Annotated in this window: 22 protein-coding genes; 9 read left to right on the top strand and 13 right to left on the bottom strand. The window is 62.1% G+C overall.

The window, feature by feature from the left end; genetic code table 11:
• Nucleotides 1-46 precede the first annotated feature (46 nt).
• The 5 genes from ACMUVN_RS23100 (at nucleotide 47) to ACMUVN_RS23080 (ending at nucleotide 6,277) form a co-directional block, all read left to right on the top strand.
• Nucleotides 47-967: a LysR substrate-binding domain-containing protein gene (locus ACMUVN_RS23100; RefSeq protein WP_047617496.1), complete on the top strand. Its 921-nt coding sequence runs from the start codon at nucleotides 47-49 to the stop codon at nucleotides 965-967.
• A gap of 148 nt (nucleotides 968-1,115) precedes the next feature.
• Nucleotides 1,116-2,642, top strand: coding sequence for an ABC transporter substrate-binding protein (locus ACMUVN_RS23095; protein WP_206114573.1), 1,527 nt, complete (start codon nucleotides 1,116-1,118; stop codon nucleotides 2,640-2,642).
• Between the two features lie 393 nt (nucleotides 2,643-3,035).
• Entirely contained in the window at nucleotides 3,036-3,983 is a 948-nt protein-coding gene (locus ACMUVN_RS23090) for an ABC transporter permease (RefSeq protein WP_168332496.1), read from the top strand.
• A gap of 2 nt (nucleotides 3,984-3,985) precedes the next feature.
• A complete protein-coding gene (locus ACMUVN_RS23085) occupies nucleotides 3,986-4,849 on the top strand; it encodes an ABC transporter permease (RefSeq protein WP_097544455.1) in 864 nt (287 codons plus the stop codon).
• A gap of 36 nt (nucleotides 4,850-4,885) precedes the next feature.
• Nucleotides 4,886-6,277 carry an amidase gene (locus ACMUVN_RS23080; protein WP_168332497.1) on the top strand — a complete coding sequence of 464 codons (1,392 nt, stop codon included), beginning with the start codon at nucleotides 4,886-4,888 and terminating at the stop codon, nucleotides 6,275-6,277.
• Here ACMUVN_RS23080 and ACMUVN_RS23075 read toward each other — a convergent pair whose 3' ends face one another.
• The 3 genes from ACMUVN_RS23075 to ACMUVN_RS23065 form a co-directional block, all read right to left on the bottom strand.
• A complete protein-coding gene (locus ACMUVN_RS23075) occupies nucleotides 6,278-7,135 on the bottom strand; it encodes an NlpC/P60 family protein (RefSeq protein WP_168332498.1) in 858 nt (285 codons plus the stop codon).
• A gap of 11 nt (nucleotides 7,136-7,146) precedes the next feature.
• Nucleotides 7,147-7,497 carry a MarR family transcriptional regulator gene (locus ACMUVN_RS23070; protein WP_047617485.1) on the bottom strand — a complete coding sequence of 117 codons (351 nt, stop codon included), beginning with the start codon at nucleotides 7,495-7,497 and terminating at the stop codon, nucleotides 7,147-7,149.
• A 167-nt stretch (nucleotides 7,498-7,664) separates the two neighbouring features.
• On the bottom strand, nucleotides 7,665-9,056 hold the full coding sequence (locus tag ACMUVN_RS23065; protein ID WP_063473509.1) for a leucyl aminopeptidase family protein: 1,392 nt from the start codon (nucleotides 9,054-9,056) through the stop codon (nucleotides 7,665-7,667).
• A gap of 141 nt (nucleotides 9,057-9,197) precedes the next feature.
• Between ACMUVN_RS23065 and ACMUVN_RS23060 the strand changes: the two genes are divergently transcribed.
• Entirely contained in the window at nucleotides 9,198-10,025 is an 828-nt protein-coding gene (locus ACMUVN_RS23060) for a tetratricopeptide repeat protein (protein ID WP_047617481.1), read from the top strand.
• 49 nt (nucleotides 10,026-10,074) lie between these two features.
• Here ACMUVN_RS23060 and ACMUVN_RS23055 read toward each other — a convergent pair whose 3' ends face one another.
• From ACMUVN_RS23055 to ACMUVN_RS23010, 10 genes are all read right to left on the bottom strand, one after another.
• A complete protein-coding gene (locus tag ACMUVN_RS23055; RefSeq protein WP_168332499.1) occupies nucleotides 10,075-10,707 on the bottom strand; it encodes a LysE family translocator in 633 nt (210 codons plus the stop codon).
• Nucleotides 10,708-10,899: 192 nt separating this feature from the next.
• Entirely contained in the window at nucleotides 10,900-11,886 is a 987-nt protein-coding gene (locus ACMUVN_RS23050) for a type II secretion system F family protein (RefSeq protein ID WP_047617477.1), read from the bottom strand.
• Between the two features lie 15 nt (nucleotides 11,887-11,901).
• Nucleotides 11,902-12,909 (bottom strand): type II secretion system F family protein, encoded by a 1,008-nt coding sequence (locus ACMUVN_RS23045; protein WP_047617475.1) that lies wholly within the window; start codon nucleotides 12,907-12,909, stop codon nucleotides 11,902-11,904.
• Between the two features lie 7 nt (nucleotides 12,910-12,916).
• On the bottom strand, nucleotides 12,917-14,392 hold the full coding sequence (locus tag ACMUVN_RS23040; RefSeq protein ID WP_028756124.1) for a CpaF family protein: 1,476 nt from the start codon (nucleotides 14,390-14,392) through the stop codon (nucleotides 12,917-12,919).
• 82 nt (nucleotides 14,393-14,474) lie between these two features.
• Nucleotides 14,475-15,752, bottom strand: a complete 1,278-nt coding sequence (locus ACMUVN_RS23035; RefSeq protein ID WP_097544457.1) for an AAA family ATPase — start codon at nucleotides 15,750-15,752, stop codon at nucleotides 14,475-14,477.
• Between the two features lie 14 nt (nucleotides 15,753-15,766).
• The gene (locus ACMUVN_RS23030) at nucleotides 15,767-16,525 is read right to left on the bottom strand and encodes a CpaD family pilus assembly protein (protein WP_028757052.1); all 759 of its coding nucleotides are present in this window, start codon (nucleotides 16,523-16,525) and stop codon (nucleotides 15,767-15,769) included.
• Nucleotides 16,522-18,021, bottom strand: a complete 1,500-nt coding sequence (locus ACMUVN_RS23025) for a type II and III secretion system protein family protein (protein ID WP_028757051.1) — start codon at nucleotides 18,019-18,021, stop codon at nucleotides 16,522-16,524. The genes ACMUVN_RS23030 and ACMUVN_RS23025 overlap by 4 nt, the downstream gene beginning before the upstream one ends.
• A gap of 12 nt (nucleotides 18,022-18,033) precedes the next feature.
• The gene (gene cpaB / locus ACMUVN_RS23020; RefSeq protein WP_047617469.1) at nucleotides 18,034-18,849 is read right to left on the bottom strand and encodes a Flp pilus assembly protein CpaB; all 816 of its coding nucleotides are present in this window, start codon (nucleotides 18,847-18,849) and stop codon (nucleotides 18,034-18,036) included.
• Nucleotides 18,850-18,959: 110 nt separating this feature from the next.
• Entirely contained in the window at nucleotides 18,960-19,472 is a 513-nt protein-coding gene (locus ACMUVN_RS23015) for a prepilin peptidase (RefSeq protein WP_183906429.1), read from the bottom strand.
• Nucleotides 19,473-19,595: 123 nt separating this feature from the next.
• Complete coding sequence (locus ACMUVN_RS23010; RefSeq protein WP_047617466.1) at nucleotides 19,596-19,781, bottom strand: Flp family type IVb pilin; 186 nt, start codon at nucleotides 19,779-19,781, stop codon at nucleotides 19,596-19,598.
• Nucleotides 19,782-20,160: 379 nt separating this feature from the next.
• On the opposite strand from ACMUVN_RS23010, the gene ACMUVN_RS23005 reads away from it, so the two are divergent.
• From ACMUVN_RS23005 to ACMUVN_RS22995, 3 genes are all read left to right on the top strand, one after another.
• Nucleotides 20,161-20,571, top strand: coding sequence for a pilus assembly protein N-terminal domain-containing protein (locus tag ACMUVN_RS23005; protein WP_414815482.1), 411 nt, complete (start codon nucleotides 20,161-20,163; stop codon nucleotides 20,569-20,571).
• A 114-nt stretch (nucleotides 20,572-20,685) separates the two neighbouring features.
• Nucleotides 20,686-21,321, top strand: coding sequence for a TadE/TadG family type IV pilus assembly protein (locus ACMUVN_RS23000; protein ID WP_028757047.1), 636 nt, complete (start codon nucleotides 20,686-20,688; stop codon nucleotides 21,319-21,321).
• Entirely contained in the window at nucleotides 21,321-21,902 is a 582-nt protein-coding gene (locus ACMUVN_RS22995) for a TadE/TadG family type IV pilus assembly protein (RefSeq protein WP_028756115.1), read from the top strand. The genes ACMUVN_RS23000 and ACMUVN_RS22995 overlap by 1 nt, the downstream gene beginning before the upstream one ends.
• The last annotated feature ends 6 nt before the right edge of the window (nucleotides 21,903-21,908 follow it).

Here is a 21,908-nt window from a genome sequence, read left to right as displayed (position 1 = left end):
GGTCCGAACCGGCAGACCGAATATGCCGAATGGCGGAGAGACGTGAATGCAGATCCGGGCGCTGATGTATTTCGACGAGCTGGTCAGGACCAATTCCATGCGCCAGGCGGCCGAGAACCTCAATGTCGCGCCGACGGCGATCAGCCGGCAGATCGAGAACCTCGAATATCACTTCGGCGCGCCGCTCGTCGAGCGCAGCGCCCGCGGCGTCAAGCTGACGGCAGCCGGCGAGCTGCTTGCCGCCCGCGCCGGCCGGACGCTGCGCGAACTCGATCACGTGCAGCAGCTGATCGAAGACCTGAAGGGCCTGCAGCGCGGCCGTGTCAGCATCTATGCCAATGGCGCCACCGTCGCCAATCTGCTGGCGCCGGCGCTTGCCGAATTCAGCCTGAAATATCCGAAGCTGCGTTTTACCGTGACGATCACCAGTGCGCGGCAGGCCGTCGATGCCGTCAACAGCGCCGAGGCGGATATTGCGGTGACGTTGTTTGCACCTCCCATGTCCGGCACCAAGGTGCGGCTGCGCTCCGAGATCGCCTATGATCTCATCGTCACGCCGCAGCATCCGGCCGCCGCGCATACCGAGATCGCGGTGCGGGAGCTCGCCGATCATGCGCTGGCGTTGCCCGACCAATCTTTTGGTTTCCGCCAGGCCTTCGATACTTTGTTCGAGAAGGAGGGGTTGAGCCTCGATCCCGTCTTCGTCACCAGCTCGCTCGAAATGCTGAAGGAACTCGTGCTCAGCGGGGCTGCGGCGACGCTGCTGCCGGCGCTCACCGTCCGTCGCGAGATCGAAGCGGGTCAGCTTCTCGCCATTCCGCTTGCCGGCAAAACCGGCATCCGCACCCATGTCGATCTCTGTGTCGCGCCGGACCGGCAGCTGTCCTTTGCCGCGACGAAACTGCTCGACTTCATCGAAAGGTTCATGCGGGAGCGCACGAACCGCCGAGGCGAGACGAAAGACTGACGCTCCAAGCTTGCATTGCCCGCGAATTTCAGGTGTAGCTTTTTCGGCTACACTGAGCACACAAAATCGTCATTGTGTGTGCACTGGCATAATGCCACTTTATTCGCAAAAGGCCTTCGCCACCGAGCATGGCCAGACAGGGGACATGATGATCAAGCTTTCGTTTGCGCCTTCGCGTTTCATCAGGCGGCTTTCCCTCGGTGCTGCGCTTTCGGCCGGCCTCGTGATGACGGCGATGACGCCAGCGGAAGCGGCGAAGACCACCCTCAATCTCGGCATGAGCGTCGAGCCGACCGGCCTCGATCCGACGATCGCGGCACCTGTCGCAATCGGTCAGGTAACCTGGCAGAACGTATTCGAGGGGCTGGTGACGATCGACCAAGCCGGCAAGGTCCAGCCGCAGCTGGCGAAAAGCTGGGAGATTTCTGCCGATGGCCTGACCTATACGTTCAAGCTGCAGACCGGCGTCAAATTCCATGACGGCGAGGCCTTCGATGCCGCGAGCGCCAAGTTTTCGCTCGACCGCGCCCGCGGCGCGGATTCGGTCAATCCGCAAAAGCGCTTCTTCGCTTCGATCGCCTCGATCGATACGCCCGATGCCGAAACGCTGGTGCTGCATCTCTCGGCGCCGACCGGCAGCCTGATCTACTGGCTCGGCTGGCCGGCCTCGGTAATGGTCGCCCCGAAGACGGCGGCCGACGACAAGACGACGCCGATCGGCACCGGTCCCTTCAAATTCGCAAGCTGGGCGAAGGGCGACAAGGTCGAACTCGCCAGGAATACCGATTACTGGAACAAGGATGCGACCGCCAAGCTCGACAAGGTGACCTTCCGCTTCATCGCCGATCCGCAGGCGCAGGCGGCTGCGCTGAAATCCGGCGATCTCGACGCCTTTCCGGAATTTGCCGCGCCCGAGCTGATGAGCTCCTTCGACGGCGATGCGAGGCTCGTTACCAGGATCGGCAATACTGAGCTGAAGGTCGTTACCGGCATGAACAATGCCAAGAAGCCGTTCGACGACAAACGCGTGCGCCAGGCGCTGATGATGGCGATCGACCGCAAGACGGTGATCGACGGCGCATGGTCCGGCCTCGGCACGCCGATCGGCAGCCACTACACGCCGAACGATCCGGGCTATCAGGACATGACCAATGTGCTGCCCTATGACGTCGAGAAAGCGAAGGCGCTGCTCGCCGAAGCCGGCTATCCCAACGGTTTCACCTTCACGATCAAATCGCCGCAGATGGCCTATGCGCCGCGCAGCGCCCAGGTGATGCAGGCGATGTTTGCCGAGATCGGCGTGACGATGAATATCGAACCGACGGAATTTCCGGCGAAATGGGTCCAGGACATCATGAAGGACCGCAACTTCGACATGACGATCGTCGCCCATGCCGAACCGCTCGACATCGACATCTATGCCCGCGATCCCTATTATTTCAATTATAAGAACCCTGCCTTCAACGCGCTGATGAAGAAGGTGCAGGAGACGACCGATCCCGCCGCGCAGAATGCGATCTACGGCGAGGCGCAGAAGATCCTCGCCGAGGACGTGCCGGCGCTCTATCTCTTCGTCATGCCGAAACTCGGCGTCTGGGACAAAAAGCTGAAAGGGCTGTGGGAGAACGAGCCGATCCCCTCCAACGTACTCTCGGGCGTGTCCTGGGACGAGTGAGAGCGGTAGGTTAGGGGCGGGATGTGATGAGGTGAAGGCCTTGGAGAGATCCGACATACATTTGGTCGATATGGCGCGCAGCTCTCTCCCTCCCTCGCCAAGTGAGGTCAATCTGGGCCGGGATTGTCTGGTTTCGCTGGTGGATGGCATTTCTGACACGGGGATCTGCGCCCTGATTGGCTCCTCCCGCCAACTCCAAACTCCGTCTTGCTCGGGCTTGACCCGAGCATCCACACCACATCCATCAACAGCAGTGGCATGGATCCCAGGCTCAAGGCCTGGGATGACGAGTGGAGTTGGCGTTCTCGCCAAACTCGCCGCCGGCGCGTCGGGGGCTCCGCGTGAGGGCGGAGGGGGCGTGCCGCGTTCGACTGCCGCGGTGCTCGATCCGATATGATCACCCTCCTCGCCCGCCGCTTCGCCGGTCTCCTCGTCACGCTCGTCGTCGTCTCGCTGCTGATCTTCGCCGTCATGGACCTTCTGCCCGGCGATCCCGCCTCGATTATGCTTGGCACCTCGGCAACGCCTGAAACGCTTGCGGCACTGCGCCACGATCTCGGGCTCGACCAACCGCTGCTGCTGCGTTACGGGCAGTGGCTGACCGGCGTGATCTCCGGCAATCTCGGCAATTCCCTAACCTATGGCGTGCCGGTCGCGGGTTTGATTCTCGAGCGGCTAACGGTGACGCTGCCGCTGGCGCTGATGGCGATCGCGCTTTCGGTGGCGATTGCCTTGCCGCTCGGCGTGCTGGCCGCTTCGCGCCGCGGCGGTCTCTTCGATATGATCGCAACATTGTTTTCGCAGATCAGCATCGCCGTGCCCGCCTTCTGGGTGGCGCTGCTCCTGATCATCCTGTTTTCGACGATGCTCGGGCTGATGCCGGCCGGCGGCTTCCCCGGCTGGAGCGCCGGTATCCTACAGGCATTGCAGGCGCTCGTTATGCCTGCCGTCGCGCTGGCGATGCCGCAGGCGGGCGTGCTGACGCGGGTGGCGCGCTCAGCTGTGCTCGACACCATGCATGAGGATTTTGCCCGCACCGCCGTCGCGAAAGGGCTCTCTCGTCGTGCGGTGCTGTGGCGTCATATCGTGCCGAACGCGCTGATTCCGATCCTCACCATGATCGGGCTGCAATTCACCTTTCTCGTTGCCGGCGCGGTGCTGGTGGAAAACGTCTTCAACCTGCCCGGCCTTGGTCGGCTCGCCCTGCAGGCGCTTTCCCAGCGCGACATCATCGTCATGCAGGATGTCGTGCTGTTCTTCGCAGGCCTCGTCATCGTGATGAATTTCGTCGTCGATCTCTCCTATCTGGCGATTGATCCCAGGATGAGAAAGGCGGCCTGACGATGGCACCGATCGTATCCACCGCCATCACCAGCCGCGGCCGGACCTTTAGACTTAGCCGGCGAATGAACCTGATTTCAGGGGCTGTCATCATCGGCCTGCTGGTTGCCGTGGCGCTGTTGTCGCTTGTGTGGACGCCGCTGCCGCCGGCGAAAATGCAGATCATCCACAAACTGCAGCCGCCGCTTGCCTTCGGCCTGCTCGGCACCGACCAGTTCGGCCGCGACGTGCTGTCGATGCTGATGGCAGGCTGCTGGAATTCACTGTCGATCGCCATTACCGCGGTTATGATCGGCGGGACGCTGGGTTCGATCGCCGGCGTTTCGGCGGCGGCGATCCGCGGTCCGTTCGAAGCGCTGCTGATGCGGATCTGCGACGTCATCTTTGCCCTGCCGCCGATCCTGTCGGCCATGGTGCTCGGCGCCTTTCTCGGGCCGGGACGGTTCACCGCAATCACCGCGATCGCCGTCTTCATGATCCCGGTCTTTGCCCGGGTGACGCTTGCGACCTCGCTACAGGCCTGGAGCCGCGACTATGTGACGGCGGCGCGCGCGATCGGCAATACGCGCCTGACCATTTCGCTGCGCCATGTGCTGCCGAATATCATGAGCCAGATCATCGTCCATGGCGCCATCCAGCTGGGGCTGGCGATCCTGACCGAAGCGGGTCTCAGCTTCCTCGGTCTCGGCATGGCGCCGCCGGCGCCGACCTGGGGCCGTATGCTTGCCGATGCACAAACCTATCTGGCGCTCGCCCCCTGGCTGGCGATCCTGCCCGGTCTTGCCATCGCGCTCACCGTCTTCGGCTTCAACATGCTCGGCGACGGTTTGCGTGATTTGCTCGACCCGCGCGAGGCGAGCCGCTGATGTCCTCCCAAGACGAAAAGCCCGAAAGACCATGCCATGACCGAAACCGACCTTACCATCCGCGAACTCAGGCAGCGCTTCGCCGATAAGAGCCTCTCTCCCCTCGATTATTGGCTCGCCCTGGAAGACCATATCGCCGCCTGGGAGCCTTCGATTTCGGCACTCTACCTCTACGATCCGGAATCGGCGCGCGCGCAGGCGAAAGCTTCGACCGAGCGCTGGTCGAAGGGCGAAACGCTTGGCGCCCTCGACGGCATCCCGGTGACGCTGAAAGAGCTGATCGCCACCAAGGGCCAACCGGTGCCGCTCGGAACGAAGGCGATGGAACTGATCCCGGCTGACGCCGATGCGCCGGCCGCCGCCCGGCTGCGGGAAGATGGCGCAGTGATCTTCGCCAAGACCACCTGCCCGGATTACGGCATGCTGTCCTCCGGGCTTTCGAGCTTTCATCCTCTCAGCCGCAATCCCTGGGACACTACACAGAATCCCGGCGGATCGAGCGCCGGGGCCGCAGCGGCCGCAGCGGCCGGCTACGGGCCGCTGCATATCGGCACCGATATCGGCGGCTCAGTGCGCCTTCCCGCCGGCTGGACCGGCATCTTCGGCTTCAAGCCGAGCCATGGGCGCATTCCGGCCGATCCCTATTATGTCGGGCGCTGCGTCGGGCCGATGGCGCGCACGGTCGAGGATGCGGCCTTTTCGATGGCAACGCTGTCGCGGCCGGACTGGCGCGACGGCACCAGCCTGCCGCCGAACGATTTCAACTGGATGGATCTCGACATCTACATGTCGGGCATGACGATCGGGTTGATGCTCGATGCCGGCTGCGGGCTTGCGGTGGAGGACGAGATCAGGGTCTCGGTCGAAGCGGCGGCGAGATGCTTCGAGAAGGCCGGCGCGACCATTGTATCAGTCCAGCCGGTGCTGACACGCACGATGCTGGATGGGCTCGACAATTTCTGGCGGTCCCGGCTTTGGGGCGATATCGCCGATCTCGACGAAGAACGCCGCGACAGCATCCTGCCCTATATCAGGGATTGGGCGAAGGGCGGCGCCGACATCCGCGGCGTCGATGCGGTCAAGGGTTTCAACCAGACGATCGAAATGCGCAAGAGCTGCGGACGGCTGTTCACCGAGATCGACGCCCTGCTTTCGCCGACCAATCCGATTATCTCCTATCCGGCCGAATGGGCATCGCCGACCAATGATCCGGCCCTGCCCTTCGAGCATATTGCTTTCACAGTGCCGTGGAACATGTCGGAGCAGCCGGCCGCCTCGATCAATTGTGGTTTCTCTCGCTCGGGCATGCCGATCGGCCTGCAGATCGTCGGGCCGCGCTTCGACGACATGCTGGTGCTGAGACTGTCGAAAGCCTTCGAGGATTGGACGGGCGGGGTGAGATCCTGGCCGCAGCCGCCGGATATCTGATCAGCTGATCGGCCGGCGATAGCCGGTCGGCTGTTCGTAGAGCCAGCCGATGCGTTCGACGGCAGCCTCGAAATTCTCGCGCGCCACCGTCATGCTATGGCCGTTGGCGTGGAGGATGGTTTCCGGATCCTCGAAGACGGCGACATGGCCCTTCCAGAATACCAGGTCGCCGCGGCGGATGTCGGAGCGGTCGATCGGCTCGCCGAGGCCCGCCGCCTGCATGTCGGTATCGCGCGGTGCGGCTCTGCCTGTCATCAGCATCGCCAGCTGGACGAGACCGGAGCAATCGATGCCGAGGCCGGACCGTCCGCCCCAGAGATAGGGCGTTTCCAGGAAACGGGCTGCGATGCCGACATAATCGGCGCCGTCGAGCGCGCCGATCGGCTGGACATGCTTGGCGAAGATCGCCGTCCCGTTCTCGAGCACGACATAGCGATTGCCGCGCGCTTCCGCCTCGCCGGCAACATGGACGCGGCTTCCCATCGACAGGATGGCCTGGTGGGGCTTGCGCAGTTCCGGTTCCGGATAGAGGAAGCTGCGCTGCACGGTGACGATATGGGTCGGCGCCGGCCTGCCTTCCACGAGCGCGTCTGCCTCGATATAACCGACATAGCCGTCCGAGGCGGCTTTGACCCAGCACCAGCCGTCGGCGCGATCGAAAACCGTCACCTCTTCGCCGAGGAGCAGCTCGGTATCGATGCCGCGCGTAAGATCCGGTGCGGGCCGCAATGCCGCCACCGGAACGGCGACGCGCGCCGCCGCACCTTCCACGAAGCGCAAAGCCTCTACCTTGCCTTCGAGCCCCGCTTCCGCGAGATCCGGCCGGTAGGCATGCAGGCGGCGGTCGAGCATCGTCATTGGCATTCCTTTCAGAGCGGCAGCCGGCGGCCCTGATCCCGCACGAGATCGCCGAGCTTTTCCAAATAAAGCGCGCCGCCGACGGTGCGCTTGATGATCACGTTGCGCCGGTCGGCATCGTCGCGCACGCGATCGACCAGACCCATCTCGCCCATCGTATCCAAGGCGCGGGTGATAACCGGCTTGGTGACCTCAAGCGTGGCGGCAAGCCCACGCACCGTGTGCGGCGGCGGCACCAGATAAATATGCAGCAGGATCGCCATTTGGCGCAACGTCAAATCGCGGTCGTCGTGGCGGACCTGATCGAGCGCCACGCCATGCCAGAGCCCCAGCGCCTGCGAGGCGGTCAGTTCGATCGGCACGGCCCCTCCGGAAGATCGTTACGCTAACGTTCCATTTTCCGGCAGTTGCCATACACATGCAAGGGCGGCCGGGAACTGCTGTCCGGCAAGGTGAATAAAATTTTAATGATCGGCGGCGAGGCGCAGCGCGTGAACACGCGACGCCTCAGCGCCTTTTGCGTATGGCCTCAGCGCAGGCTCTGACGAATATGGTGAAAGAGTGCGCGGATCGCCTGTGCCTCGCCACCGCCCGGCGAATGCGGCCGTTCGGACTGGGCCCAGCCGTAAATGTCGAAATGCGCCCAGCTCTTCGTCTTGCTGACGAAACGCTTGAGGAAAAGGGCCGCGGTAATTGCCCCCGCCATGCCACCGGCCGGGGCATTGGTGAGGTCGGCGAACTTGGCGCGGATATCCTTTTCGTAGCCGGAATAGAGCGGCAGTCGCCAGATCGGATCATCGGTTTCCAGGCTCGCTTCGGTCAGGTCATGCGCCAGATTGGCGTCATCGGTGAAGAACGGCGGGAGATCCGGGCCCAACGCAACGCGGGCTGCACCTGTCAGCGTCGCCATGTCGATCAGCAGTTCGGGCTCTTCCTCATCGGCATAGGCCAGCGCATCGGCAAGGATCAGACGGCCTTCGGCGTCGGTATTGTCGATCTGGACGGTCAGACCCTTGCGGCTCCGGTAGATGTCGCCGGGGCGGAAGGCATTGGACGAGATGGCATTTTCGACGACGGGCACGATGACGCGCAGGTCGACCTTCAGCTTGGCGTCCATGATCATCAGGGCAAGCCCCATGACATTCGCCGCGCCGCCCATATCCTTCTTCATCAAGAGCATGGAGGCCGCAGGCTTGATGTCGAGACCGCCGGTATCGAAGCAGACGCCTTTGCCGACCAGCGTCACCTTGCGATGACCCTTCTTGCCCCAGCGCAGCTCGAGAAGGCGCGGCGCGTCGGCACTGGCGCGGCCGACGGTATGGACCAGCGGAAAGTTCTGCGTGAGCAGGTCGTCGCCCGATATTACCGATACCTCCGCCTTGTAATGTGCGGCCAGGCCACGGAAAACGGCCTCGAGCTGGTTCGGCCCCATGTCGTTCGTCGGCGTATTGATGAGGTCGCGGGCGAGAAAGACGCCGGCAAGCTGGCGCTTGATGTCGGCGCCATCGGCATCGCGGGGGATCATCAGCGTCGCCGCTGGTGATTTTTCGGATTTGTAACGATCGAAACGGTAGCTGCCGAGCCCGAAGCCGAGAGCGAGGCGATTGGCCGTCAGCGGCGCGGTTTCGATGTGCCAGTCGCCGGCCGGCAGCGTGCGGGCGAGCCTGCCGGTGATGTAAGGCTGCTCGGAGGGATTGGTGCCGAGACCGTAAAGCGCGCCGCCGAGATGGCCTTCGGCCGTCGGGATCAACAGCAGCGACCCGCTTTCGGCCTTATAGCCCGCCCTGCGCGCCCAATCGAGCGCGATCGGATCGATCGTGCCGGTTTCGATATGGGCAGGCGTGACGGCAAAGATCGGCAGCGTCGAACCGCCCTTCGTGTTGAATGGGGTCGGTCTTTCGATGAACTGATAGGGGGCCATGATTGTCCTTCGGCGGTCGTAAGGAATCGTTCCTTAACGGTCTGTTAGGGTTAACAGACTATTGCTGGAGCGAAGATTGCGTCAAACCTTTCCCTGTTCCGCTTCGAGGTCAGGCGCCGATTTCGGAATCAGGAACGCGTCATGCCTGCCTCACTCGCCACCACATTCACGAATCGTATCCTGCAGGGTGCGGCGGCATCGCTGCTCGTCCTTGCCCTTGCCGGCTGTTCGACGACCAAGGACCGGATGACCACAGGCTCGGTGCCGAAGCTCACCAAGCCGGTTGAAGAGATGGACGCGACAGAACTGCGCTCGGCGACGGACCGGCTCGGCCAGGCCTATGAAAAAAATCCGCGCGATCCCATCACCGGCGTCAGCTATGCCAATCTGCTGCGGATGAACGGCCGCGACACGCAGGCGCTCGCCGTCATGCAGCAGGTGGCGATCGCCAACCCGGGCGACCGTACCGTGCTGGCCGCCTATGGCAAGGCACAGGCAGCGGCCGGTCAGTTCCAGCAGGCACTCGACACGATCGGCCGCGCCCAGACGCCGGACCGTCCGGACTGGAGACTGATCTCGGCCGAAGGCGCGATCCTCGATCAGATGGGCCGGGCAAGCGATGCCCGGCAGCGCTACCGCGACGCGCTCGACATCCAGCCGAACGAGCCTTCCATTCTGTCCAACCTCGGCATGTCTTACGTGCTGACCGGCGATCTGCGCACGGCCGAAACCTACCTGCGCTCCGCCGCCGGCCAACCCACGGCCGACAGCCGCGTCCGGCAGAACCTTGCCCTCGTCGTCGGCCTGCAGGGACGCTTCCCGGAAGCCGAGCAGATCGCGCGGCGCGAACTTTCGCCGCAGCAGGCCGATGCCAACGTCGCCTATCTCAGAGGGATGCTGTCGCAGCAGAATTCCTGGCAGAAGCTCGCCGCCAAGGACAAGACGCCGGGCGACAGCAATACGAACTGACCGGATCTCCTCCAAGCTTGAGAGCACCCGAAGTCAATCGCGCGACATCCTACCGATCACTCACGCCCGCAAGAATGAGCCGTAGGCCGAGGCCGGCCATGACGGCACCTGCCGTGCGGTCGATCCAGTGCTTGGCGGCAAGATAGAGCCGCCGCGGGTGGCGTGCCGAAAAGGCAAGGGCGACGATCGAATACCAGCCCGCCTCCACGGCGAAGACACCGAGTGGCAGCGCCACAATGAGACTGAACGGAACCGTCCTCGGCAGAAGTGCGGCAAAGATGCTGGCATAGACGATAATGGTCTTCGGGTTGCTGATCTGGGTCAGCAGCGCGGTCACGAAGCTGCGCATGGGCGCGCGATTGCCGTTGGCGGCATCGGAGATCTCGAGCGGCTGACCGGCACCCCTCCAGATATTGACGGCGATATAGACGAGATAGGCGCCGCCAGCGACCTTCAGCAGGACATAGAGCCATTCGAATTGCGACAGCAGCGCCGTCAGGCCGGCAAGCGCCAGGACCGCAAAAACGACGCCGCCGGCGCCCATGCCGAGTGCCGCCGCGAGACCATCCAGCCGTGAGCGCGAGATGGCAATCCTGGAAACGACGACGAAGCTCGGGCCGGGGCTCATCGCACCGACCACCAAGGCTGCCATGATGCTGATGAAAATGCCTGCAGAAGACATCGGAGAACCTCCCTTTGGATTGAATGAGCGCCAGGGGGCCTGCGGTTGCATCCGCGCCTGCGATAGTCTCTCATCCCGTTTACCAGCTATGCCGGCGCCGGTCACGCGCGTTGGCTGACTGCGGATCAGACCAATAGTCCTTGATGCACATCGCCTTCTGCCGAAAGCGGTAGCCTGTTTCCAGCTCAACCGTCAGAACTTGTCTGCCACCTGGATGCCAGCCGGACCGAGAATGACGGCGATCAGCACCGGCAGGAAGAACAGGATCATTGGCACCGTCAGTTTCGGCGGCAGGGCGGCCGCCTTCTTTTCCGCTTCGTTCATGCGCTCATCGCGTCCTTCCTGGGCGAGAACGCGCAGCGCCTGCGCGACCGGCGTGCCGTAGCGATCGGCCTGGATCAGCGCCTGAGTTACCGAGCGTACCAGCTCGATCTGGGTGCGGGTGGCAAGATTTTCGAGCGCCACGCGGCGATCCGGCAGGAAGGAGAGCTCGGCCGTGGTCAGCACCATCTCCTCGGCGAGCGCCGGCGACTGCTCGCCGAGTTCTTCCGACACGCGCCGCATCGCGGCCTCGATCGAGATGCCGGATTCGACGCAGATCAGCATCAGGTCCAGCGCATCCGGCCAAGCGCGCTTGATCGAGTGCTGGCGCTTGCCCATGCGGTTCGAGATATAGATGTTGGGCGCGTAGAAACCGAGATAACCGATGCCGATGACGGCAAAGAGGCGGATGGGCATGCCCCGTCCGGCGAGATTGCCGAGGCCGAAGACCCAGACGGCGGCAAGCGTCGAGAAGAGGAAGGGCAGCAGGAAACGCGCCACGAGGAAGGTATTCAGCGCATTCTCCGAACGGAGACCGGCGGCGCGCAGCTTGTTGACCGTATTCTCGTCGACGAGCGCCTTACGCAGATTGAAACGCTCGACGATCTGGCGGACCGAGCGGTTGTTCTGGCTCCTGAGTGAGGCTTTGCCAGCGCCGGTTTCCATGTTCATGCGGGCGCGTTCGCGGGCGCGGATCTGCTCGCGCTCGGTCGAAACGGCCTTCATGCGCTTGTTGAGATCGCCGCGCTCGAAAAATGGAATGGCGATCGTGTAAAAGGTGGCGAAGACGGCGATCGCGACGAAGAGCGCAATCAGCATGCTCGGATTGGTCAGCGTTGCGGCAAGATCCTGCGACATGGTGCTTCCTTCCGGCTAGATGTCAAAATTGACCATGTTACGCATGACGAAGATACCGATCGACATCCAGATCGCAGAGACGCCCATGATGAAATGGCCACGCGGATCGGTGAAAAGGATCATCATGTAGTTCGGCGAGGTGAGGTAGACGAGAGTCGCGACGATGAAGGGCAGAGCGCCGATGATGACGGCAGACGCCTTGGCTTCCATCGAGAGCGCCGAGACCTTGGCTTTCATCTTCCTGCGCTCACGCAGCACCTTGGAGAGGTTGCCGATCGCTTCCGACAGATTGCCGCCAGCCTGCGACTGGATGGCGATGACGATGGCGAAGAAGTTGACTTCCTGGAGCGGCATGTGGGTCGTCATACGGGCGCAGGCGTCGGGGATGCTGAGTCCCACCTGCTGCGCCTCGATCACCCGCAGGAACTCGCTCTTGACCGGTTCTGTGCCTTCGGTTGCGATGAGACGGATCGCATCGTTGAGCGGCAGCCCCGATTTGATCGAGCGGGTGATGACGTCAAGCGCATTGGGGAGCTCGTTGAGAAACTTGTTCTGGCGGCGCTTGATCAGGAAACCGAGGATCCAGCGCGGCAGGCCGAGACCGGCGACAACGGCGATACCGACCATGACCATCAAGGAAGCACCGACGACCAGGGCCACGAGCAGCAACACGCAGGCGAAGATGGCGCTGAAGAGATAGAATTTCGCCACCGAGATCGACAGGCCGGCCTGCACCAGCCGGGATTTCAGCGACAGGGTTTTCTTGGTCTTTTCGTGCTGGCGCTTTTCCAGATCCTTCAGATTGTCCTGCACCGATTTGCGGCGCTTCGACAGCTCCTGTACCCGATCGCGGGCAGCCTTGACCTTGACCCGGTCGCTTTCGGCCGATTTGACGCGGTTGATACGGCTTGCCGATTTCTTGTCGGCCTCGATCCGGGAAAACATCAGGGTATAGGCGACCGCCGCCGCGGAGACGGCGGCGAGGACGACGATTGCCAGCACTATTGGATCGAACCCGAACATATCTCGCCTATTCCTTCGTTTTCGCTTCCATCGCGTCGAGGGCGGCGGCAAGGCGCTTTTCCTCGTTGAAGTAGCGGGCGCGATCCCAGAAATGCGGCTTACCGACGCCGGTCGACATGTGCCGGCCGATCAGGCGGCCGCCCGCATCCTCGCCTTCGATCTCGTAGCGCATAAGGTCCTGAGTGATGATGACGTCGCCTTCCATGCCGATCACCTCGGTGATCTGGGTGATGCGGCGCGAACCGTCGCGGAGGCGCGCCGCCTGGATGACGACGTCGACCGAGGTGGAGATGATCTCGCGCACCGTCTTTGCCGGCAGGGTGAAGCCGCCCATGGCGATCATCGATTCGATACGGCTCAGGCATTCGCGTGGCGTATTGGCGTGGATGGTGCCCATCGAGCCGTCGTGACCGGTGTTCATCGCCTGCAAGAGGTCGAAAACTTCAGGTCCACGCACTTCGCCGACGATGATACGCTCGGGACGCATGCGCAGGCAGTTCTTGACGAGATCGCGCATGGTGATCTCGCCCTCGCCTTCGATATTTGGCGGGCGCGTTTCGAGACGGACGACATGCGGCTGCTGCAGCTGCAGTTCAGCCGTATCCTCGCATGTGATGACGCGCTCGTCCCTGTCGATATAATTGGTGAGGCAGTTCAGAAGCGTCGTCTTGCCCGAGCCGGTGCCGCCCGAAATGACGACGTTGCAGCGCACGCGCCCGATGATCTGCAACACGGTCGCGCCTTCCGGCGTGATCGCGCCGAAACGGACGAGCTGATCGAGCGTCAGTTTGTCCTTCTTGAACTTGCGGATGGTGAGCGCCGGTCCGTCGATCGACAGCGGCGGCGCGATGACGTTGACGCGCGAACCGTCAGGCAGGCGTGCGTCGCAGATCGGGCTCGATTCGTCGACGCGGCGGCCGACCTGGCTGACGATGCGCTGGCAGATGGAGAGAAGCTGCGCATTGTCGCGGAAGCGGATTTCCGATTCGATCGTCTTGCCGCCGACTTCGATGAAGGTCTGGCCGGCGCCGTTGACCATGATATCGGCGATATCGTCGCGCGCCAGCAACGGCTCCAGCGGGCCGTAGCCGAGCACGTCGTTGCAGATATCCTCGAGCAGCTCTTCCTGCTCGGAGATCGACATCGCGAAATTCTTGATGGTGATGATGTCGTTGACGATGTCGCGGATTTCCTCGCGCGCGCTTTCGCCGTCGAGCTTGGAAAGCTGCGAGAGATCGATCGTATCGATCAGCGCGGAAAAGACCTGCGCCTTGGTGTCGTAATATTCATCGGTGCGGACGGGGCGCTTGCGCTGCGGCGTCTGCATCGGCGGCGGCGTCACCTGCTGGCGAGCGGGCTCGCGCGACGGTTCGACCAGAACGGAGGGTGAAGAGGCCGCGGGGACGGCGGCCGGAGCCGGCGGCGGGGGAGCAATCGCCCCTCCGGCCTTTCCGAAACCTTCGTTTCCGCGTTTTCCAAACATACCGCTCGATCCAATCTGCTCTATCTTTTTGTCTTCACGCAATTCCGGACGCAAAACCGCTGTTGCTGGAATTGCTCTTTGTCTACTTGCGTTTCAGGAGGCCCAGCAGGCCGCCCTTCTTCGCCTTCTTGATCGCGACACGGCCGGTGACGATGTGCGATATCTGCGAAAAGGTTTCGGCCGTCGGCGATTTCGGGTCGACTTCCGAGATCATCCGGCCGCTATTGGCGGCATTGCCGAAAAGATTGATGTCGAAGGGGATGATCGCGATCGGATCGATCTCCAGCGGTTCACAGAAATCCGACGGCGAAATCTCCGGACGTTTCGGCATGCCGACCTGATTGAGGATGAGATGCGGCGGCTTGTCGTTCGGCCGCATCTTGCGCAGCGCATCCAGCATGTTCTTGGCGTTGCGCAGGTTGGCGAGATCAGGAACCGCTGTGATGACCACCTCGTCGACGCTCGACAGCACCGACCGCGTCCATTCCGACCATGCATGCGGCACATCGAGCACGGTAACGGGCGCACTGCGCTGCAGGACATCGAGCACCGGCTGGAAGGCCTGGCCGTCAAAATCGTAGGCGCGGTCGAGCAGCGAGGGTGCAGCAAGCAGGGAAAGATGCTGGGAACATTTCGTCAGCAGGCGATCGAGGAAGACCTCGTCGAGACGATCAGGCGCGAAGACCGCTTCCGCGATGCCCTGCGCCGGATCCTGGTCGAAGTCGATGTTGGCCGTGCCATAGGGCAGATCGAGATCAGCGAGGATCGTCTCGGTGGAGAAGAGATTGGAAATGCCGAAAGCGCAATTATGCGCGATGGTCGAAGCGCCGGTGCCACCCTTCGAACCAATGAAGGCGATGCTGCGGCCGAGCGGCTCGGCTTCCGGATCGACGAAGATCGAGGCCATCGCCGCCAGGATATCAGGCATGGCGACGGGCTGGACCATGTATTCGGAAATGCCGTTGCGGATCAGCTCGCGATAAAGCCCGATATCGTTGTAATAACCGATAATGACGACTTTGGTCGTCGGATCGCAGACGGCAGCGAGCGGCGCGAGTTCGCCGAGCAGGTTTGCGGCATTGGCCTTGCTCTCGAGGATGATGAGGTTCGGGGTCGGGGCGCCGGAAAACATATTGGCGGCAGCGGCAATACCGCCGCTGGTGATGCGCATGCTGACCTTCGCCACGCGCCGATCATTGGCGCAGCGTTCCATGACCTGCTGCAGGGCCTCGCTCTCACAGAAGGCGTGGACGGAGATACGCGGCAGCGGCCGCATATTTTCCAGATCCGCCATGCGCACCGCCTCATCGGCGATGCGAAGCTCGCTGGGATTCCTGATTTCGTATTCGATCGCGCTCATCGTCCCGTTCCGCCTCAGAAGCCGCTGTTGCTGTCGGCGATATCTTCGATCGTCGACGTCGTCGTCCGGTATTCCTGGATGGCATTGTTGCGCCGCTGCGCATCGATCGGGGTCATGCCGCGGGGCGCCACCAGATCCTCCGGATTGGCGATCTGGGCGGCAAGGTTGTTCTGCGAGGCGCAGCCGAAATTATAGTAATTCTGGTTGGTCAGATCGCTCGAGATGTCCTTCGGCCACTGGCCGCATTGCGTGGTGACCGCAGTGGTGCCGGTAAAACTCAGCCGGATCGGCGCCGCATCGCCTGAACCGGCAGCGGCATAGGAGGTGTTGACAATCTTCGAGCTTGCGATCCCCCTCGAGGCCAGTTCGGCGCGGACCTGGTTGCGCAGCTGGTAGGCCGCCGCCGAATTGGGCGAGCCTTGCGGCGACAGCACGTAAACCGGGCCCGAGGCGCGCATGCGGTAGTTTGCGGCAAAACCGCGAATAAGGTCGCGCTGCGCGATGGTCAGGCGGCGATCGGTCGAGGCGACGGGTATATCCACCGTCTGCTCCGCTTCCGTCACGATGATCGGGTGACGGGCGCGGTAATCGTCGGGGATGCCGCCTGTTGTCAGCTGGTCATGGGGGCCGGCGCATCCGGAAAGGATCGCCACCGAAACGCCGGCTGCCGCCAGAAGCGCCTTCGAGAGTCCGAGGCGGGGTGTCGTCGAATTCATATGGGCCATCGCCTGATCTCTGTTTTGTGCCATTGCTGCCGATCGTGCCCCGCTCATTTGTAGATGAACCCGATCGAGCCGTGGAACTGCGCGTCGGCGACGGGCGCCTCGCGGCGGCCATAGACCTTGTTGACACGGTTGAGGAAGAAGGTCGCACCGTCATTCTCAGGGCTGAAATTGTCGTCCGGCCGGTTGAGCTGATTGCGCGCCACCGGACGCACCAGATAGGGCGTTGCGATGATGACGAGTTCGGTTTCCTGACGCTCGAAACCCTTCTGGCGGAAGAGCGTCCCGAGCAGCGGGATCTTCGAGACGCCGGGCGTGCCGCCCATCGTCTGTGAAACATTGTCGCGGATCAGGCCGGCCAGCGCGATCGAGCCGCCCGACGGCAGTTCCACCGAAGTCTCCGCCGAACGGCGCTGATAGGTGGCGTTGCCGCTGCCGGCCACCGGCTCGGAGACATTGGTCTTGATCTGCAGGCTGATTCGTCCCGAGGACAGCACGACCGGCTTGAAGGCCAGGTTGATACCGTAGTTGAACGGCGTGACGGTGACGTTGCCGTCGCTGTCGGTCGTCGAATAAAGCTGCTGGCCGCCGGAATTGAAGGTCGCGGCCTGGCCCGATATCGCCGTCAGCGTCGGCTCGGCGAGCGTCTTGACGACTTTGGCCTGCTCCAGCGCGTTGAGGTAGGTCGAAATGTCGTATTTGCCGATCGAGCTCTTGAAGAGCGCCGCCAGGCCGCCTCCAACCGTCGATGTCGCGACGTCGGCGCTCGGACTGCCGAGTTGGGCGACGGTCATTCCAGAAGAACTGGAAACCAGATTGTCGAAGCCGAGTTGCTTCAGCACCTCGCGGCGAACCTCGGCGATCGTCACCTTGAGGGTGACCTGATCCTCACCCTCGATCTGCAAGAGATTGACGACCTGCGAGGTCTGACGGCCTTCGGCAAAGAGCGCCACCGAGCTGTCGCCGCCGGTGCCGGATGCCGTCTCGGTTCTGGTCGTCGCCTCGCCGCCTTTCAGGAAGACCTGCGCCAGATCAGCTGCCTGCGTGGCATCCTGCGGCGTGCGCACGGTGCCGGTCAGCACGATATTGTCGGAGACGATTTCGACGTTGATGCGGGAGTCGGGAATGAAGCGGCGGAGATTGACTTCGAGACCGGAGACGTCGCGCTCGATCTCGATGTCGAGATTGACGATCTCCTGCCCGCCGGCGCCGAAGACAAAGATATTGGTTTGGCCGACCTTCTTGCCGAACAAGTAGATTCGCCGCGAGGTGCGGGTCACGGCATCGGCCATGGTCGGATCGGATACGAGGATATCGTGCGCATCCTCCGGCAGATCGACGACGACGGCCTTGTTCAGCCCGAGCTTCAGCCGACGATGGGCATCAGGGCCGGTCTGCGAGATGCGGATCAGACTTTCGGAATCGGCACGCGCCTCGCCTGCCCCGAGAACTGGAACGAACGAGGCCGGCACTATACCGGAGACGCCGATTACCAGCGAGAGGCAACCTGTCAGGAGAAGTCCGCCGCGCCGCGTTGAATTGCCCATTTGCACGTCCTTTTACTCCGCCTTCGGTGCTGCGCTGGCATCCGTGACGATGGCGCCTGATTTGATGACCTGAATGATCGCACTGCCGTTGTCGCCGCTCAGGAGATAGTCGGCTGCACTGGTATCCTGCTCCTGCGCATCGGCGACCGAGCGCAGCGCCAGCGACAGCCGGTCCGCCATCTGCTGGGCGACGGCGAGAACCTTCGTCTGGTCGGGCGTGAGCTCGAGCGTCGCGGTGGTGCCGACCACCGATTTCGAACCGTCGTCCTTTTCCTGGATCTGCTGGTCGATGGCGAGAACGCGGACATTGCTCAGCACGGTTTCGGTGATGAGCTTGTCGGCCTCAGCGCCCTTGCGGACCATGATGACGTCGACACGGTCGTTCGGCAGGATGAAACCGCCGGCGCCTGTTGCCACCGATATCTCGGTCGCGACGGCGCGCTTGCCGGCCGGCAACAGTGAGGAGAGGATGCGGCTGTTGGAATCGGCAACCTTTTCCGGCCGGATCGGTTCGCCTTCGAAGATCGGAAGACGCACGACGGCGCCCTGCAGATCCTTGATCGCATCCGGCTTGTCGGCTTCGGTGATGAGGCCCGGGACGACACCGCCTTGCGGCCAGGCCATCCAGTGTATCGACTTTTCATCCAGCCTTGCGCCGACCGGCAGATTGGCGCTCGAGACGAGGATGTTGACGGTCGGCTCCTTCTCGATGACCGACTGGACCTGGGTGACGACACCACCACGGCCTGCCATCTGCATCGCCAAGAGGCCGGCAAGGCCGGCCGCCACCACGGCGACAGCTAGGATTATAAGGCGGGCCGGTTTCATCGATCATTCCTCAGGGCACGATATGTTCGCCCTGCAGAATGCTCAGCAATTGGTATAATTATGGTTAATGGAACGCTTACATTTTAAGTTAACGAGCATTTAAAATGCCGTTATTTCAGGCTTTCCAACGCGGCGAGGAACAGCGGCGACGAAGGAAAGGCCATGAAGCCGCCGATCGCGATCGCGATGCCGTAGGGGATCTTCTTGGCGAGAAGGACCGAATTCGGAACCGGCAGGCCGATGGCCAGGATGGTGTTCGATTGCGCTCTCACCAGCAAGATCAGCAAGGTGATCAGGCCGCCGATGGCGGCGACATCAAGCATCAGGAAGGCGAGGGATTGGTTCAGGCCGAACCAGAGAGCGGTGGCGCTCAACAGTTTGGCGTCGCCGCCGCCCATCACATTGAATGCAAAAAGAGCGAAGCAGGCGCAAAAGACGATGGCAGCGGCCGCAAGATGCATGCCGATCGCACCCAAGGCCAGGCCAGAGAGCGGTGCAAGGAGGAAGAAGGAAACAATGAGGATCAGAGATACGCGGTTCGGGATCGTCATGGTGAACAGATCCGAGAACGCGGCCATAGCGAGGCAGAATGGCAGTATCACGAAGACTGCAGTTGCGATCATGCGTATACCCCGATCGTGACTTGATGCGAAAAGGCTCACGGCCGTTCAGCCTGTGAGCCCACTCGATAGATCGGTCAGAGCGAATCCGGCCGTATTATTGGTCGCCGCCCGACGGCCTTTGTCTTAGTTCGACGCGGTGACGCCGGTATTCATCTTGGTGCTGAGATTGTTGAACGTGGTGCTGATGCTGTTGCCCAGGCTCGTTGCGCCGGTGATGAGCGCTACGGAAATGAGAGCGGCGATCAGGCCGTATTCGATTGCGGTCGCGCCGGATTCGTCCTTCAGAAAACGGCTAAAAAGCTTGGTCATGGTAACTCCTAACTCCAGTTGATGTTCAGCACGTCCGCCAACTGTTGCCGTTGATCGGATGACTGCAACCTAGCGAATGGCCGTTTCCATCGGCTTAAGGAAAAGAGTTAACGAGATGCGAATGAGGCAACAGGCCTTTGTAGAGTCAGTATTTTCTTGCACACTTACCTCAATATTTAATGATATTCTTGGAATAACAGGTGCGTTCATCCGGAAATAGCGCAGATTCCACCTCCAACCGAGACGTGCATCACTCTAAACCCGTGCCAAATCGGATCATTGCGCTTCATCTCGGAACAGGATGCCAGGCTTAAGGCTTCGTTCACCATTTTTTTCCATTCTATGCGGATATTGCGCTGTGATCGTGAAAGAGGACCAAATGTCATCGAGCGGCAAAACCATTTTCTTTGCCGGCATGATCGCCGTTTTCGGTGTTTCGGGAGTTACCGCGGCCGCGGACGATGACATGCTGCGTGTCTACATGGATCACGCGCGCGTATTGAAGCTCGACCGCCCCGTCAGCAAGGTCATCGTCGGCAACGCCAAGGTCGCCGATGCGACCGTCGCCGACGCCAAGACCATCGTGCTGACGGGACGCAGCTTCGGCACCACCAATCTGGTCCTTCTCGATGCCGACGGCAATGCGATCCTCGACGAACGCATCCTGGTGTCGATTGACGAAGGCAATACGGTGCGCGTCTATCGGCAGACCGAGCGCTCCGTGCTGTCGTGCACGCCGAATTGCGAGCAGCACGCACAGCAAGCGACCACCGCCGCCGCCTCGCCCTGATCGGTTTGCTTCAGTTCTTCGACCATTCGTTAAAATCGTCGTGTCAGGTTGAAACGGAAAATCAACGAACGGCTCCTAGTGTGGCGGACGGAGAATGTCGCTCGGATCCAGGCAATGACGGTAATTGATCAGAAGACGGATAAAGCGCGCGTCTCCGCGCCAATCCGTTTCTCATGGTTTCGCGGTCTCGCCCGTTCGCGCGATGGCGCAGCGGCGATCGAATTCGCCCTGCTCGCCATTCCCTATTTCCTGGTGATTTTCGCAATCCTCGAAACCTTCGTCGCCTTCGCCGCCGAGGAACTCGTGTCCAACGCCGTCGATACGATGAGCCGCCGGATGCGGACCGGGCAGATCACCTACAATCTCGGCCGCACGACCGATATGAACCAGGCGCAATTCCGCCAGGCTTTCTGCGATGAAATCTCGATCCTGATCAGCTGCTCGGCGAGCGAGGTCGCCACGCCGAGCAAGCTGTATCTGGATGTACAGACGTTCAGCACTTTCTCGGCCATTCCGACGACGATCCCCAAGCTTTCCACCGACAGATATGCCGACATCAACCCGGCTGCCTTCAAATACGCGCCAGGTGGCGCCGGCACCATCAACATGGTGCGCGCCTACTACCGCTGGGAAATCATCACGGATCTGGTCAGGCCCTATATCACCACGATACGTCCCTCCGACGGTTCGATGCCCAGCCAATATCTGATCGTCGCGACCGCGGCCTTCCAGAACGAGCAGTATCCATAATGGCGCTGCGCAACCCATTCACCAGACTCGTACTGACGGCGCGGCGACTCATCCGAGACCGCAAAGGTGCCGGAGCGATCGAATTTGCGATCCTCTTTCCCGTACTCGTCATGCTCTATATCGGTGCTTTCGAAATCACGATCGGCCTCAGCGTCAGCAAGCGTGTGACGCGCGCCGCGGGGTCGGTGGCCGACCTCATCACCCAGCAGCAGTCTGTCACCAAGAGCGCGCTCGCGCAGATGCCATCGGTCGCAACCGCGATCTTCGTGCCCTACAGCGCGACCACGCTGACGATGAAGATCACCGGGATTACCATCGACGCCGGCGCCAATGCGAAAGTGCTCTGGTCCTGGGCCCAGGACGGGACTGTGCCCTATGCCAAGAACGCCACAGTGAGCAACGTGCCGTCTGACATGAAGACGGCAAACAGCTTCCTGGTCCGCACCGAGGTCAGCATTCCCTATACGATGTTCCTGTTCGCGCCGAACTTCATGCCGGACGGCATGCGCACGATCACCATCAGCCGCAGCTATTACTATCGCCAGCGGCAAGGCGACTCGATCCCCTGCGGCGACTGCTGACCGCCC

Source organism: Rhizobium sp. IY2 (genome assembly GCF_047532935.1).
In the GTDB taxonomy this organism is placed as follows: Bacteria; Pseudomonadota; Alphaproteobacteria; order Rhizobiales; family Rhizobiaceae; genus Rhizobium; species Rhizobium anhuiense.
This window is presented reverse-complemented; position numbering and strand designations above follow the sequence as displayed.

Coding starts and splice junctions, on each gene's coding strand:
- ACMUVN_RS23100 (WP_047617496.1), top strand. CDS start 47: ATGCAGATCCGGGCGCTGATGTATTTCGACGAGCTGGTCAGGACCAAT.
- ACMUVN_RS23095 (WP_206114573.1), top strand. CDS start 1,116: ATGATCAAGCTTTCGTTTGCGCCTTCGCGTTTCATCAGGCGGCTTTCC.
- ACMUVN_RS23090 (WP_168332496.1), top strand. CDS start 3,036: ATGATCACCCTCCTCGCCCGCCGCTTCGCCGGTCTCCTCGTCACGCTC.
- ACMUVN_RS23085 (WP_097544455.1), top strand. CDS start 3,986: ATGGCACCGATCGTATCCACCGCCATCACCAGCCGCGGCCGGACCTTT.
- ACMUVN_RS23080 (WP_168332497.1), top strand. CDS start 4,886: ATGACCGAAACCGACCTTACCATCCGCGAACTCAGGCAGCGCTTCGCC.
- ACMUVN_RS23075 (WP_168332498.1), bottom strand. CDS start 7,135: ATGACGATGCTCGACCGCCGCCTGCATGCCTACCGGCCGGATCTCGCG.
- ACMUVN_RS23065 (WP_063473509.1), bottom strand. CDS start 9,056: ATGGCCCCCTATCAGTTCATCGAAAGACCGACCCCATTCAACACGAAG.
- ACMUVN_RS23060 (WP_047617481.1), top strand. CDS start 9,198: ATGCCTGCCTCACTCGCCACCACATTCACGAATCGTATCCTGCAGGGT.
- ACMUVN_RS23055 (WP_168332499.1), bottom strand. CDS start 10,707: ATGTCTTCTGCAGGCATTTTCATCAGCATCATGGCAGCCTTGGTGGTC.
- ACMUVN_RS23050 (WP_047617477.1), bottom strand. CDS start 11,886: ATGTCGCAGGATCTTGCCGCAACGCTGACCAATCCGAGCATGCTGATT.
- ACMUVN_RS23045 (WP_047617475.1), bottom strand. CDS start 12,909: ATGTTCGGGTTCGATCCAATAGTGCTGGCAATCGTCGTCCTCGCCGCC.
- ACMUVN_RS23040 (WP_028756124.1), bottom strand. CDS start 14,392: ATGTTTGGAAAACGCGGAAACGAAGGTTTCGGAAAGGCCGGAGGGGCG.
- ACMUVN_RS23035 (WP_097544457.1), bottom strand. CDS start 15,752: ATGAGCGCGATCGAATACGAAATCAGGAATCCCAGCGAGCTTCGCATC.
- ACMUVN_RS23030 (WP_028757052.1), bottom strand. CDS start 16,525: ATGAGCGGGGCACGATCGGCAGCAATGGCACAAAACAGAGATCAGGCG.
- ACMUVN_RS23025 (WP_028757051.1), bottom strand. CDS start 18,021: ATGGGCAATTCAACGCGGCGCGGCGGACTTCTCCTGACAGGTTGCCTC.
- cpaB (WP_047617469.1), bottom strand. CDS start 18,849: ATGAAACCGGCCCGCCTTATAATCCTAGCTGTCGCCGTGGTGGCGGCC.
- ACMUVN_RS23015 (WP_183906429.1), bottom strand. CDS start 19,472: ATGATCGCAACTGCAGTCTTCGTGATACTGCCATTCTGCCTCGCTATG.
- ACMUVN_RS23010 (WP_047617466.1), bottom strand. CDS start 19,781: ATGACCAAGCTTTTTAGCCGTTTTCTGAAGGACGAATCCGGCGCGACC.
- ACMUVN_RS23005 (WP_414815482.1), top strand. CDS start 20,161: ATGTCATCGAGCGGCAAAACCATTTTCTTTGCCGGCATGATCGCCGTT.
- ACMUVN_RS23000 (WP_028757047.1), top strand. CDS start 20,686: ATGACGGTAATTGATCAGAAGACGGATAAAGCGCGCGTCTCCGCGCCA.
- ACMUVN_RS22995 (WP_028756115.1), top strand. CDS start 21,321: ATGGCGCTGCGCAACCCATTCACCAGACTCGTACTGACGGCGCGGCGA.